Annotated in this window: 11 protein-coding genes; 5 read left to right on the top strand and 6 right to left on the bottom strand. The window is 66.2% G+C overall.

Annotated elements, in window-relative coordinates; all coding sequences use genetic code 11:
- From tgt to queA, 4 genes are all read right to left on the bottom strand, one after another.
- Positions 1-1,182, bottom strand: a complete 1,182-nt coding sequence (gene tgt / locus ACSFA5_RS18800) for a tRNA guanosine(34) transglycosylase Tgt (RefSeq protein WP_435445551.1) — start codon at positions 1,180-1,182, stop codon at positions 1-3.
- The gene (locus tag ACSFA5_RS18795) at positions 1,175-1,735 is read right to left on the bottom strand and encodes a DUF4276 family protein (protein WP_435445550.1); all 561 of its coding nucleotides are present in this window, start codon (positions 1,733-1,735) and stop codon (positions 1,175-1,177) included. Before ACSFA5_RS18795 ends, tgt begins: the two co-directional genes overlap by 8 nt.
- A gap of 65 nt (positions 1,736-1,800) precedes the next feature.
- On the bottom strand, positions 1,801-3,231 hold the full coding sequence (locus ACSFA5_RS18790) for an AAA family ATPase (RefSeq protein WP_435445549.1): 1,431 nt from the start codon (positions 3,229-3,231) through the stop codon (positions 1,801-1,803).
- A gap of 87 nt (positions 3,232-3,318) precedes the next feature.
- Positions 3,319-4,368 carry a tRNA preQ1(34) S-adenosylmethionine ribosyltransferase-isomerase QueA gene (gene queA, locus ACSFA5_RS18785; protein ID WP_435445548.1) on the bottom strand — a complete coding sequence of 350 codons (1,050 nt, stop codon included), beginning with the start codon at positions 4,366-4,368 and terminating at the stop codon, positions 3,319-3,321.
- Positions 4,369-4,482: 114 nt separating this feature from the next.
- Between queA and ACSFA5_RS18780 the strand changes: the two genes are divergently transcribed.
- Genes ACSFA5_RS18780 through recG form a run of 3 tightly spaced genes read left to right on the top strand, consistent with a single transcriptional unit; the run spans position 4,483 to position 8,878 of the window.
- The gene (locus ACSFA5_RS18780) at positions 4,483-5,172 is read left to right on the top strand and encodes a DUF4166 domain-containing protein (RefSeq protein WP_435445547.1); all 690 of its coding nucleotides are present in this window, start codon (positions 4,483-4,485) and stop codon (positions 5,170-5,172) included.
- Positions 5,169-6,659, top strand: a complete 1,491-nt coding sequence (locus ACSFA5_RS18775; RefSeq protein WP_435445546.1) for a TIGR01777 family oxidoreductase — start codon at positions 5,169-5,171, stop codon at positions 6,657-6,659. The genes ACSFA5_RS18780 and ACSFA5_RS18775 overlap by 4 nt, the downstream gene beginning before the upstream one ends.
- Before the next feature lie 11 nt (positions 6,660-6,670).
- The gene (recG, locus tag ACSFA5_RS18770; protein ID WP_435445545.1) at positions 6,671-8,878 is read left to right on the top strand and encodes an ATP-dependent DNA helicase RecG; all 2,208 of its coding nucleotides are present in this window, start codon (positions 6,671-6,673) and stop codon (positions 8,876-8,878) included.
- Positions 8,879-8,884: 6 nt separating this feature from the next.
- On the opposite strand, the gene ACSFA5_RS18765 is transcribed toward recG, so the two are convergent.
- A complete protein-coding gene (locus ACSFA5_RS18765; RefSeq protein WP_435445544.1) occupies positions 8,885-9,517 on the bottom strand; it encodes a LysE family translocator in 633 nt (210 codons plus the stop codon).
- Between the two features lie 18 nt (positions 9,518-9,535).
- Entirely contained in the window at positions 9,536-10,240 is a 705-nt protein-coding gene (locus ACSFA5_RS18760) for a GntR family transcriptional regulator (protein ID WP_435445543.1), read from the bottom strand.
- A gap of 338 nt (positions 10,241-10,578) precedes the next feature.
- Between ACSFA5_RS18760 and ACSFA5_RS18755 the strand changes: the two genes are divergently transcribed.
- Both ACSFA5_RS18755 and ACSFA5_RS18750 read left to right on the top strand, forming a co-directional pair.
- The gene (locus tag ACSFA5_RS18755; protein WP_435445542.1) at positions 10,579-11,319 is read left to right on the top strand and encodes a DUF969 domain-containing protein; all 741 of its coding nucleotides are present in this window, start codon (positions 10,579-10,581) and stop codon (positions 11,317-11,319) included.
- A gap of 2 nt (positions 11,320-11,321) precedes the next feature.
- On the top strand, positions 11,322-12,278 hold the full coding sequence (locus ACSFA5_RS18750; protein ID WP_435445541.1) for a DUF979 domain-containing protein: 957 nt from the start codon (positions 11,322-11,324) through the stop codon (positions 12,276-12,278).
- The last annotated feature ends 2 nt before the right edge of the window (positions 12,279-12,280 follow it).

Raw genomic sequence — 12,280 nt, 5'->3', positions numbered from 1 at the left:
CTAGACGCCGCGCGCGCGCTCGGCCTTGAAGCGGGCGCGAAATTCCGTGAACGTGCCCGCGTCCAGCGCCGCGCGAATCTCGGTCATCAGGTTCAGGTAGTAGTGCAGGTTGTGGATGGTGCACAGCATCGGCCCGAGCATTTCGCCGCAGCGGTCCAGGTGGTGCAGGTAGGCGCGGCTGAAGCCTTCGCGCCCGCCGTCGTTCCACGACACGCCCGACGTTCCCGCGCACGCATGGCAGGTGCAGCTCGGGTCGACCGGCTGCGGGTCGGTCTTGTGGCGCGCGTTGCGCATCTTCAGGTCGCCGAAGCGCGTGAACATGGTGCCGTTGCGCGCATTGCGCGTGGGCATCACGCAGTCGAACATGTCCACGCCGTCGGCCACGCCCTGCACCAGGTCCTCGGGCGTGCCCACGCCCATCAGGTAGCGCGGCTTGTTCGCGGGCAGCCGGTGCGGCGTGTGCCCCATGATGTGCAGCATCTCTTCCTTGGGCTCGCCGACGCTCACGCCGCCGACGGCATAGCCCGGAAAGTCCATGTCGACCAGCGCCGCGAGCGACTCCTCGCGCAGGTTCTCGAACATGCCGCCCTGCACGATGCCGAAGAGGGCGTTGGGGTTTTCCAGCCGCGCGAACTCGCTCTGGCAGCGCCTGGCCCAGCGCAGGCTCAGCTCCATCGAGATGCGCGCCTCGGCCTCGGTCGTGATGTGGCCCTGGGTGTCGTAGGGCGTGCACTCGTCGAACTGCATCACGATGTCGCTGTTGAGCACGGTCTGGATCTGCATCGACACCTCGGGCGTGAGGAACAGCTTGTCGCCGTTGACGGGCGAGGCGAACTTCACGCCCTCTTCGCTGATCTTGCGCATCGCGCCCAGCGACCACACCTGGAAGCCGCCGGAGTCGGTGAGGATGGGCTTGTTCCACTTTTCGAACTGGTGCAGGCCGCCGAAGCTTTGCATCACGTCCTGGCCCGGGCGCATCCACAGGTGGAAGGTGTTGCCCAAAATGATCTGCGCGCCCATTTCTTCGAGGCTGCGCGGCATCACGCCCTTGACGGTGCCGTAGGTGCCCACGGGCATGAAGATCGGCGTCTGCACCTTGCCGTGGTTGAGCGTGAGCGTGGCGCGGCGCGCGTGGCTGTCGGGGTCGGTCTTGAGGAGTTCGAAGTTCAGACTGCTATTCATAGGTCTTAAAAAACTGTTTGACTTGCGTTTCTGAGTGCTCGAACGAAGGCAATTGTCGAAGGCTTGCGAGATTCATCAATTCAGCGACCCGATGCCTTGCCGCTTCTGGCTTGAATTGCCGCTTTCGCCGTCCAGTGTTATCTGTTGCTGCATTCAGCGCGTCAAAGAGTCGTGTTTTAGGGTCTGCGAGCCGTTCGATGGCCTTGCTCGACGGGAGCTCGAGTGGAGCCGTTCCGCGAGGGTTGCCTGCCGCCGTTCGTATGGCCTGCGGGTCTAGCAATAGCCAACTTTCCGTCATGCGAATCGGGATCAAACAGATATGTGTAGGCGGGTTCGCCAGCTGTGCTGCCGCCCTTTCAATTTCTTGTTGCCTTTCTTTTGAGGGAGCAGCTTCGGCATCTCGGTGAATGAAGAGAAGATCACACGGATAGAGTTGCAAGGCTCTCGGCAGGCGTACTGACAGAGGACCGATGTGCAAGCCTTCTGCAAACAAGGTTCGATGCGGCACAGGGCTCCATTCGTCCAGCAAGAATTGGACGATGGGCAGCAGCATGCGATCAGAGGTTCCGTCAGCAACCAACGTAGCGGTAAGAGTTTTCATCAGGAATGCGCAGTTCCTCAAGAAGTCTGAAACAAGTCGGCAGTTTCGGGTAGATGGTCCGTGACCAACTTTGAGCCCTTCGACTTTGACGGAAGCCGATTGCCAGACAAATAGGCATGCAACTCGCCGCGCGTGATGAAACTTGGAGGCACGCCCACCACCGACTTTGTTCTCCACGTGCCATTGATCGGCTTGAAGTTGGCGAAGGACTGCGCCTTGAATCGAACCGTTTCGGCGAACAAAAGCTCGTCGTCGAGCAACTCTGCAACTACCAAAGGCGAGTGCGTGTTGATGATTACCTGTCGAAGGCTAAGAAGCCCGGCCATCTCCTGCGGAGATAAATCGGCATCGGACAACTCCCTGACCAGCCGAAGCATCTCTGGAATTCGTTGTGGATGGATGCCGTTCTCTGGCTCCTCCAGACAAACCAATCCGCTTGCTTCAGGATCGCTCGAAAGAACAGCGAGTGCCAGGAACCGCAATGTTCCATCCGACAGCGAACTGGCTGAGTAGGGATGCTTGTCACTCATCGTGACTGACAAGGTCCGTTGCTGTCTTGTCTGATCGGTATCGACGTCAAGTGCCTCGACGCCCGGGATCAGGTCAGCGAGTCGGTTTGCAATATCACCATAGTTTCCGAGCCGAAAAAGGGTGTTGGGCAAATGCTCACCCGTCGGAGAAAGAGTCGATTCGCCAAAAATGTCGTCCGGTGAACGAAGCGCAGTCGGCTCCAGTTGCAGCATGCGCCAAGACTGCATCTCGCGACGCGTTGCGAGTGCTGTGGGATGAGACGAAAGATTGACGCCTGAGAGCACAGTCTGTGGACTCCTGCGGGCCGAAATCGTTTGGGGATTTCCCCTGCCACCACCATCTCCGCGCAACAGAATCGCTATGTCTGCCGCCGTGTCGTCAGTTTCAATGAAGGGCGAGGTTCGGGGGCCTGGCCCAAAAATGATCTTCTTGTTCTTGGCAAGTGCGCTCCCACCCTCGAACAGAAGAAATCTTTGGGCTGTGCTGGATGGCTTTGCTCGCAGTTCTTCCTTCTCTATGTAGACCGGATCCTTGAAAGGACCCGAAGTCGGATCAGGATTCAGGCGAAGCACAAGCGAGTATTCGACCAGCGTCGCGGTTGGTTTTGCCTTGCGGTCGAAGTCATCCACTACTTCGTTTGGAATGATGAGTTCAGCCAGAAATTCCATTCGCAGTTCGTTGGAACCCTTTTCTCTGAAGAACAGCGATTCAAAGTCTGCAGCGCGCCCATGCGTCCCGCGTACATTGCTGCATGCCTTGATGATCGGCATCGAAGCAAGGTCGCTCAGGAAGGTGATTGCATCGAACAAGTTGGACTTGCCCACGCCGTTGGCACCTGCAATACACGTGAAGAGACCGAACTGGACATCGACTTCACGCAAGTTCTTGAATCCTGTCACTCTGAGACGGGTGAGCATGTTGTTCTCCAGGGCCATCGGCCGGATTTGCCACAGGTGCCTTGAAGCACCGAAAGTATTTGCGCAGGAAACGATCTATTCTGATGCCTAAGCAGCGTTTGGCTTGCGCTCCAGCAGCATGGCGTCGCCGTAGCTGAAGAAGCGGTAGCCGCTGGAGATCGCGTGGGCGTACAGCGCCATCACGCGCTCGTACCCCGCCAGGGCCGAGACCAGCATCATCAGCGTGCTCTTGGGCAGGTGAAAGTTCGTCACCAGCAGGTCGACGTGCTGGAACGCGAAGCCTGGCGTGATGAAGATGCGCGTGTCGCCCGAGGCTTCGCCGCTCTTGGCCCACGACTCCAGCGTGCGCACCGTGGTCGTGCCCACCGCGACCACGCGCCCGCCGCGGGCCTTGCATTCGGCGATGGCGCGCTGCGTGGCCTGGGGCACTTCGTAGCGCTCGGCGTGCATGGTGTGCTCTGCAATGTTCTCGGTCTTCACGGGCTGGAAGGTGCCCGCGCCCACATGCAGCGTGACGTTGGCGCGCTGCACGCCGCGCGCTTCCAGCTCATCCAGCAGGCCTTGGTCGAAGTGCAATGCGGCCGTGGGCGCGGCCACCGCGCCGGGCACGCGCGCGAACACGGTCTGGTAGCGGCTTTCGTCGTCGGCGGAATCGGTGTGGGTGATGTAGGGCGGCAGCGGCACGTGGCCGCAGCGCTGCATCAGCGCATACGGGTCTTCGCCCGCGTCGCTCTCGAAGCCGAAGCGGAACAGCGCGCCGTCTTCCTCGGGCCAGCGGCCCAGCAGCGTCGCGCGGAACCCGCCGACCATCTGCAGCGTGGTGCCCACCGGCGGCTTCTTGCTGACCTTCATGTGCGCCACCACCTCCTGCCCCTGCAGCACACGCTCGACCAGCAGTTCGAGCTTGCCGCCGGTCGGCTTCTCGCCGAACAGGCGCGCCTTGACCACGCGCGTGTCGTTGAAGACCAGCAGGTCGCCCGCGCGCAGCAGCGAAGGCAGGCTCTTGAAGATGCGGTCGACCGGGGCAGCGCCTGTGCCGTCGAGCAGACGGGAGGATGTGCGTTCGGTGGCCGGGTGTTGCGCCACCAGATCGGGTGGCAGGACGAAATCGAAATCTGACAGCGTGAATGCGCGCATGGTGCTTGAGGGCCGGACGGGCCCGTTCCAAGGAAGACGGCCGGCATTCTCCCACGCCGATAAAACCGGGCCGCGGCGTGAGGCCGCACGGGGTTGCCGAGGCAGAATCGGCGGATGGTCGATTCACAAGCAGCGCGCGTTTCTTCGGGGTCCGAACCGGGCGTCGCCCCCGGCCCCTCCGAAGGCGAGCTCTTCAAGAAAATTCTCGGCCCGGCCTGGCAGGGCCTGCACCCCGACATTCGCCGCCGCTTCGACAAGAACCCCTCGCCGGGCAAGGCGCTGCACTACCTGGGCGCGCTCAGCGAGTTGCGCTGCTCGCGCTTCGGCCGGCTGCTGGGCCACCTGACGCAACCGATGGTCCAGGGCGCGCTCATCCCCTACAGCGACAGCAACTTTCCCGTCGAGATCCAGGTCTACGCCAAGCCGGACGACCCGGCCATCTACAAGCAGCGCATCTACCGCCTGCACGGGCGAAAGCCCATCCAGTTCACCAGCTTCATGCGCGAGAGCGCGCGCGGCGAGGTGCTGGAGTACGTGGGCATGGGCCTGGGCATGAAGCTGGTGCTGAGCGTGGAAAAGAACGGCAGCCTGCACTTCCAGAGCGACGGCTACTTCTGGGACCTGTTCGGCTGGCGCATTCCGTTGCCGGGCCTGTTCACGCCGGGCAAGACCTTTCTCTGGCACCACAACGAAACGCCCGAGCGCTTCAACATCCGCATCGAGATCCGCCACTGCCTGATGGGCACGACCTTCACCCAGGTCGGTGTGTTCGAGGAAGTGCCGCAACCGAAAGCCCCCGAATGATCGACACCCACCTGCTGGCCCTGCAACTCATGGCGGCTCAGGGCGCGCTCGGCGCCTTCGACACGCTCTACCACCACGAGGGCACCGAGGCGCTGCCGCGGCGCGCCACGGCGGGGCGAGAGCTGGCGATCCACGCGACGCGCTCGTCCCTCTACTGCGCGCTGTTCATCGGCCTGTCGGCGTGGGCCTGGCACGGCGCGTGGGCGTGGGTGCTGATGGCGGTGTTCAGCGTGGAGATCGTGCTCACGCTGTGGGACTTCGTGGTCGAGGACGGCAGCCGCCTGCTGCCGCCCACCGAGCGGGTCACGCACACGGTGCTGGCCATCAACGCGGGCGCGTTCATCGCGCTGCTGGCGATGAATGCGGTCGACTGGGCCGCGCAGCCGACGGCCATGGTGTGGCAGCCGTACGGCTGGCTCAGCGCCTTCCTGGCGCTGTGCGGCGTGGGCGTGGGGGTGTCGGGGCTGCGCGACGGGCTGGCGGCGCGCGCCATCTTCAGGCGCCAGAAGCAGGCGCAGGCACGCGATGCGCAGGCGCCGGTGCGCTTCGGTTCGAAGCCGCAGCGCGTGCTGGTCACGGGCGGTACGGGCTTCATCGGCCAGTTGCTCGTGCGCCAACTGCTGGCCGACGGCCATGCGGTGACGGTGTGGACGCGCGACGCGCGCTCGGCCGCCTGGGGCTTCGGCGGCGCGGTGCGCTGCGTGCAGTCGCTCGACGACGTTCCCGCGGCCGACGACATCGACGTGGTCGTCAACCTCGCGGGCGCACGCATCCTGGGCATGCGCTGGAGCGAGAGGCGCCAGAAGCAGCTGCTGCAAAGCCGCGAAGGGCTCACGCAGCAGCTGGTGGCGTGGATCGCCGCGCGGCCGCGCAAGCCGTGGCTGCTGCTGTCGGGCTCGGCCATCGGCTACTACGGCGTGCAGCCGCAGGGCGACACCGCCGAGCTGGCCGAAGACGCGCCGCCGCAGGACATCTTCATGTCGCAGCTGTGCCGGCGCTGGGAGCAGGCCGCGCATGCGGCGGTGGCGCACGGCGTGCAGGTGGCCTGCATGCGCTTCGGCTTCGTGCTGGGCCACCAGGGCTCGCTGCCGCAACTGCTGCTGCCGATCTCGCTGGGCATGGGCGGGCGGCTGGGCAGCGGGCGGCAGTGGCTGTCGTGGGTGCATGTGCACGACCTGGTCCGTGCCATGGCCCATGTGTGGACCGTGGCGGAAGGCGCCGCCGAGCCCGCTGCGGCGCAGGCCTGGAACTTCACCGCGCCCGGCGCGCTGAGCCAGGAAGAATTCACCCGTGTGGCCGCCGGCGTGCTGCACCGCCCCTGCTGGATGCCCACGCCCGCCGCGCCCGTCAAGCTGCTGCTCGGCGACCAGGCCGACCTGCTGCTCGAAGGCCAGCGCGTGGTGCCGGCACGGCTGCTGCAAATCGGCTTCCGCTTCGCGTTCCCCGATGCCCGCAGCGCCTTGACGGACCTTTGCCGCCCGCGCTAGAAGCCCTGCCTGTGCCTGCCAAGAAGAAAGCCTCGTCCCCCGCCACCGCCAGCGCACCTGCGCCTGCGCCTGCGCCTGCAGGGCCACCCGGCACCGGCCTGAGCCTGGTGCAGCGCGCGCTGCGCAAGCTCGGCCTGGTGCGCGACATCGACTTCGCGCTCTACCTGCCGATGCGCTACGAGGACGAGACGCGCATCGTGCGCCTGGCCGACACGCGCGACGGCGACATGGCGCAGGTCGAGGGCGTGGTCACCGAGTGCGAGGTGGTGTTCCGCCCGCGCCGCCAGCTCATCGCCACCCTGGACGACGGCTCCGACACCTGCGAGCTGCGCTTCTTCAACTTCTATCCGTCGCAGCAAAAGCAGCTCGCGGTCGGCGCGAAGGTGCGCGTGCGCGGCGAGGTGCGCGGCGGCTTCGTGGGGCGGCAGATGATGCATCCCACCGTCAAGGCGGCCGGCACGTCGCTGCCCAACGCGCTCACGCCGGTGTACTCGACCGTGGCCGGTCTTGCGCAGCCGGTGCTGCGGCGCGAGGTGCGCTCGGGCCTGGCGCGCGCGGTGCTCGACGAGACGATTCCGGTGCAGATCGGCCTGCGCGGCGCATGGGACCTGCGTGCCTCGCTGAGCTTTCTGCATTACCCGACGCCCGACGTGTCGATGGCCGCGCTCGAAGACCACAGCCATCCGGCGTGGCAGCGCATCAAGGCCGAGGAACTGCTGGCGCAGCAGCTGTCGCAACTGCAGGCCCGGCTGGAGCGCGCGGCGCAGCGCGCGCCGGTGCTGCCCTCGTCCGCCGAGCCGGTGCCGGCCTCGCTGCATGCGCAGTTCATGGCCGTGCTGCCCTTCGGCCTGACCGGTGCGCAGCAACGTGTGGGCGAAGAGATCACCGCCGACCTAGGGCGCCCCATTCCCATGCACCGCCTGCTGCAGGGCGACGTGGGCTCGGGCAAGACCGTGGTGGCCGCGCTGGCGGCGGCGCGCTGCATCGACGCGGGCTTCCAGTGCGCGCTGATGGCGCCCACCGAAATCCTCGCGGCGCAGCACTTCGGCAAGCTGGTCGGCTGGCTCGATCCGCTGCTCGCCGCGCGCGGCCTGCGCGTGGCCTGGCTCACGGGCAGCCAGAAGAAGAAGGAGCGCGACGAGATGTCGGCCGCAGTGGAAAGCGGCCAGGCCGCGCTGGTCATCGGCACGCACGCGGTCATTTCGGAGAAGGTGCGCTTCAAGAAGCTCGCGCTGGCGATCATCGACGAGCAGCACCGCTTCGGCGTGGCGCAGCGCCTGGCTTTGCGCGGCAAGGCCAGCGGCGGCACTGGCCCCCCTGAGGCTTCGCCTCGCCCCCCCGAGGAGGAGGCGTCCGCCTTGGGGCGGCCCGGCGCCGGACTCGAACCGCATCTGCTGATGATGAGCGCCACCCCCATCCCCCGCACGCTGGCCATGAGCTACTACGCCGACCTCGACGTGTCGACGCTCGACGAGCTGCCGCCGGGCCGCACGCCCATCGTCACCAAGCTGGTGGCCGACCACCGGCGCGACGAGGTGATCGAGCGCATCCAGTCGCAGATTTCGCAGGGCCGGCAGGTGTACTGGGTGTGTCCGCTCATCGAGGAAAGCGAGGCGGTCGACCTGCGCAACGCGACCGAAACCCGCGAAGAACTGGCCGGCACGCTGGGCGATGCCATCCATGTCGGCCTGCTGCATTCGCGCATGCCCACAGCCGAGAAGCAGGCCGTGATGGCGGCGTTCACCGCCAACGAAATCCAGGTGCTGGTGAGCACCACCGTCATCGAGGTGGGCGTCGACGTGCCCAACGCCTCGCTGATGGTCATCGAGCATGCCGAGCGCTTCGGGCTCTCCCAGTTGCACCAGTTGCGCGGGCGCGTGGGGCGCGGTGCGGCGGCCTCGGCCTGCGTGCTGCTCTATGCGCCGGGCGACAGCGGGCGCGTGGGCGAGGCGGCGCGCGCGCGGCTCAAGGCCATGGCGGAAACGGGAGACGGCTTCGAGATCGCGCGGCGCGACCTGGAGATTCGCGGCCCGGGCGAGTTCCTGGGCGCGCGCCAGTCGGGCGCGCCGCTGCTGCGCTTCGCCGACCTGGCCACCGACACGCTGCTGCTCGACTGGGCGCGCGAACTGGCGCCGGTGATGCTGCACAAGCACCCCGAGCTGGCCCAGCGGCACATCGACCGCTGGCTCGGCACCAAGGCCGAATACCTCAAGGCCTGACGAAAATCAGCCTGCCGGCCGGCGCGTGAACGCCAGGACCAGCCCGAAGCCGACCATCATGCTGCCGCTCACCCGGTTGAACCAGCGCATCGCCCGGCTGCCGTCGGCCAGCCGGCGCATGCGTGCGCCGAGCATCGCGTAGAGCGCGATCGCGACCACCTCGAACACCAGGAAGGTCACGCCCAGCAGCAGGTAGCTGGAGGCGTACGCCCCGGGCACCACGAACTGCGGGAAGAAGGCGGTGAACACCAAAATGGCCTTGGGGTTGCCCGCCGCCACGGTGAATTCCTGGCGCACCAGCGCGCGCATGGAAGGCGTCGCCGAAGCGTCGCGCGACTGCACGTCGGCGGTGGGCGCCGGTGCGCGCAGCAGCCGCACGCCGATCCACACCAGGTAGGCCGCGCCGATGTACTTGATGACGTCGAAGGCCAGCTCCGACGCCACCAGCACCGCGCCCATGCCCAGCCCGGCGATGGCGATCATGATCGCGAAGGCCGCGAGCCGCCCGCTGGCCGCCACGACGGCCGGCGACACGCCGTGCTTCGCGCCGTTGGTGACCGACAGCAGGTTGTTGGGGCCGAAGGCCATGTTGATGGCGAAGCAGGCCGGCAGGAAGAGCAGGTAGGCAGACAGGGTCATGGCGAGTCCTTGCAGTGGTCAGTTGTCGATGCCGTTTTCGGGCATCTGCCGCGCGTAGACGGCCAGCACGATGCGCTCGGAGTGAATGAGGTACTCGTTGAGCGACACCGCGCCCTCGGCGAACTTGCCGGCCTCGATGAGTTCGAGCAGCGTCGTGTTCATGTCCACATAGGGCGCATGCAAAAACTCCGGGTCCTTCAGCAGGCCGAAGGCCAGCCGCAGCTCGACCAGGATGTGCGCGAACAGCACGTTGAGCCGTTCGCTGTCCGCCAGCTCCACGATGCCCTTGTGGAACTCCATGTTGGCCGTGCCCACGCCCAGCCAGTCGCCGGCGTCGCGGCATTTCAGCGCCGTTTCCACCGCCTCGCGCATGTGCTTCTTGGCCGGGTGCCGCGGGTAGGCCTGCGCCAGCGCCTGGCATTCGATGAGCCGGCGCACCCGGTAGATGTCGATGATCGACGCGATGCTGGGCACCGCCACGAACACGCCGCGGTTGGGCGCGTGCTTGAGCAGCCCTTCCTTGGTCAGCGTGCGGAACACCTCGCGCAGGGTGTTGCGCGAAATCTCGAAGCTGTCGGCCAGCGCGGCCTCCGACAGCCGCTGCCCGGGCGAGAACTCACCTTTCACGATCTTCTGGCGGATGAGCTCGGCCACCCGGTCGTTGAGCGTCTGCGTGCCGGCGGCCGGCGATGCGGGGGAAGTCGGGGAAGCCAGTGAAGTCATTCCGGAAGGGGGAGGATGGAAGAGCGGGAAAGCCGGTGAGGCGGGGTGAACCCGGGTGAACCCGGGCGAACCGAACCCAGGGGAGTTTGCAGCAGATTTCGCCCCCGGATCGCAGGTTTCAGGCCACTGCCGACGCACCCGGAGCGGGCGCGATCAGGGTTTTCATGGGGCCAACCTGGCACTGTTGTTGGGCACACTAGCCACGATTGTTCAACAATTTCTAATTAATGAGTGATTCAGGTGAAATCGATTGCTCATTCATTGGCACGAGGTTTGCATCGAGCGAAGGGCCGGCGCTCCCGCGCAAGGTGTCTCCGAATCCATAACGAAAGACCAACATGACTCCTGACATCCCTCACCTGTGGCCGCTGATCGGCGTGGCCGTGATCATTGCGGGCTTCATCCTGCGCTTCAACCCGATGCTGGTGGTGATCGTCACGGCCATCGTGACGGCGGCCGCGGCGGGCTTCGGGCCGATGGCCATCCTCACGGCCATCGGCAACGGGTTCATCAAGACGCGCAACCTGCCGCTGATCATTCTTCTGCCGCTGGCCGTCATCGGGCTGCTCGAGCGCCATGGCCTGCGCCAGCACGCGCAGAACTGGATCAGCCGCATCAAGTCGGCCACCGCCGGGCGCCTGCTGATCGTCTACCTCGCCGCGCGCGAACTCACCGCCGCCGTGGGCCTCACCAGCCTGGGCGGCCACCCGCAGATGGTTCGCCCGCTGCTCGCGCCCATGGCCGAAGGCGCCACCGAAACGCGCTACGGCAAGCTGCCCGACCGCCTGCGCCACAAGCTGCGCGCCTATGCCGCGGCCACCGACAACGTGGGCCTGTTCTTCGGCGAAGACATCTTCGTGGCCTTCGGCGCCATCGTGCTGATGAGCACCTTCCTGCACGAGGCCGGCATCGACGTGGAGCCGCTGCACATCGCGCTGTGGGGCATTCCGACCGCCATTGCGGCCTTCATCATCCATTCGTGGCGCCTGCGCCGGCTCGACCAGTCGATCGCGCGCGAAATGGCGGGTGAGAAGCAAGCGCCGGCCGTGCCCGCCGCAGCCACCCCGGAAGGCCGCTGATCATGATTCTCTCGATCCAGCACCTCTACATCCTGGTCGGCCTGATCCTCGCGGTCACGGCCGTCATGACGCTGACCGACCGCCAGCACCCCAAGCGCTACACCAGCGGCCTGTTCTGGGCGCTCTATGCGCTGGTCTTCCTGGTCGGCGACAAGCTGCCGCCGGCCGTGGTCGGCGGGGGCGCCATCGTCATGGCCGTCATTGCCGGCCTGCGCGGCGTCGGCGCGGGCAAGCACCGCGAGCCCACGCCCGCCGCGTACGAAGCCAGCGCCAAGCGCCTGGGCAACAAGCTCTTCATGCCCGCGCTGGCGATTCCGCTGGTCACCGTGATCGGCACCGTGCTGATGAGCAAGGTGAAGATCGGCGACGCCTTCCTGCTCGACCCCAAGAACACCACGCTGGTGAGCCTGGGCGTGGGCTGCGTGGTGGCGCTGGCGATGGCCTGCTGGCTGACGCGCGAGACGCCGATGCAGGGCATGCGCGAGTCCCGGCGCCTGACCGACGCGCTGGGCTGGGCCGTGGTGCTGCCGCAGATGCTGGGCATGCTGGGGCTGGTGTTCTCCGACGCGGGCGTGGGCAAGGCCGTGGCGTACATCACCACCAGCTACATCAACATGGACATCCGCTTCGTGGCGGTGGTGGTGTACGTGCTGGGCATGGCGCTGTTCACCATCATCATGGGCAACGGCTTCGCGGCCTTCCCGGTGATGACGGGCGGCGTGGGCGTGCCGGTGCTGGTGGGCGTGTACCACGGCGACCCGGCCGTGATGGCGGCCATCGGCATGTTCTCGGGCTACTGCGGCACGCTGATGACGCCGATGGCGGCCAACTTCAACATCGTGCCGGCGGCGCTGCTGGAGCTGCCCGACAAGAACGCGGTGATCAAGGTGCAGATACCGACCGCGGCTGCCTTGCTGGTGGTCAACATCTTCCTGCTGTACTTCCTGATGTTCCGCTGACA

The organism is Variovorax monticola (assembly GCF_051216855.1).
Taxonomy (GTDB): Bacteria; Pseudomonadota; Gammaproteobacteria; order Burkholderiales; family Burkholderiaceae_C; genus Variovorax.
The sequence above is the reverse complement of the archived record's forward strand: the minus strand, read 5'-3'. Positions and strand labels throughout refer to the sequence as shown.

Excerpts from the sequence above, each read along its gene's own strand:
- tgt (WP_435445551.1), bottom strand. The coding sequence starts at position 1,182 with ATGAATAGCAGTCTGAACTTCGAACTCCTCAAGACCGACCCCGACAGC.
- ACSFA5_RS18795 (WP_435445550.1), bottom strand. The coding sequence starts at position 1,735 with ATGCTGCTGCCCATCGTCCAATTCTTGCTGGACGAATGGAGCCCTGTG.
- ACSFA5_RS18790 (WP_435445549.1), bottom strand. The coding sequence starts at position 3,231 with ATGCTCACCCGTCTCAGAGTGACAGGATTCAAGAACTTGCGTGAAGTC.
- queA (WP_435445548.1), bottom strand. The coding sequence starts at position 4,368 with ATGCGCGCATTCACGCTGTCAGATTTCGATTTCGTCCTGCCACCCGAT.
- ACSFA5_RS18780 (WP_435445547.1), top strand. The coding sequence starts at position 4,483 with ATGGTCGATTCACAAGCAGCGCGCGTTTCTTCGGGGTCCGAACCGGGC.
- ACSFA5_RS18775 (WP_435445546.1), top strand. The coding sequence starts at position 5,169 with ATGATCGACACCCACCTGCTGGCCCTGCAACTCATGGCGGCTCAGGGC.
- ACSFA5_RS18765 (WP_435445544.1), bottom strand. The coding sequence starts at position 9,517 with ATGACCCTGTCTGCCTACCTGCTCTTCCTGCCGGCCTGCTTCGCCATC.
- ACSFA5_RS18760 (WP_435445543.1), bottom strand. The coding sequence starts at position 10,240 with ATGACTTCACTGGCTTCCCCGACTTCCCCCGCATCGCCGGCCGCCGGC.
- ACSFA5_RS18755 (WP_435445542.1), top strand. The coding sequence starts at position 10,579 with ATGACTCCTGACATCCCTCACCTGTGGCCGCTGATCGGCGTGGCCGTG.
- ACSFA5_RS18750 (WP_435445541.1), top strand. The coding sequence starts at position 11,322 with ATGATTCTCTCGATCCAGCACCTCTACATCCTGGTCGGCCTGATCCTC.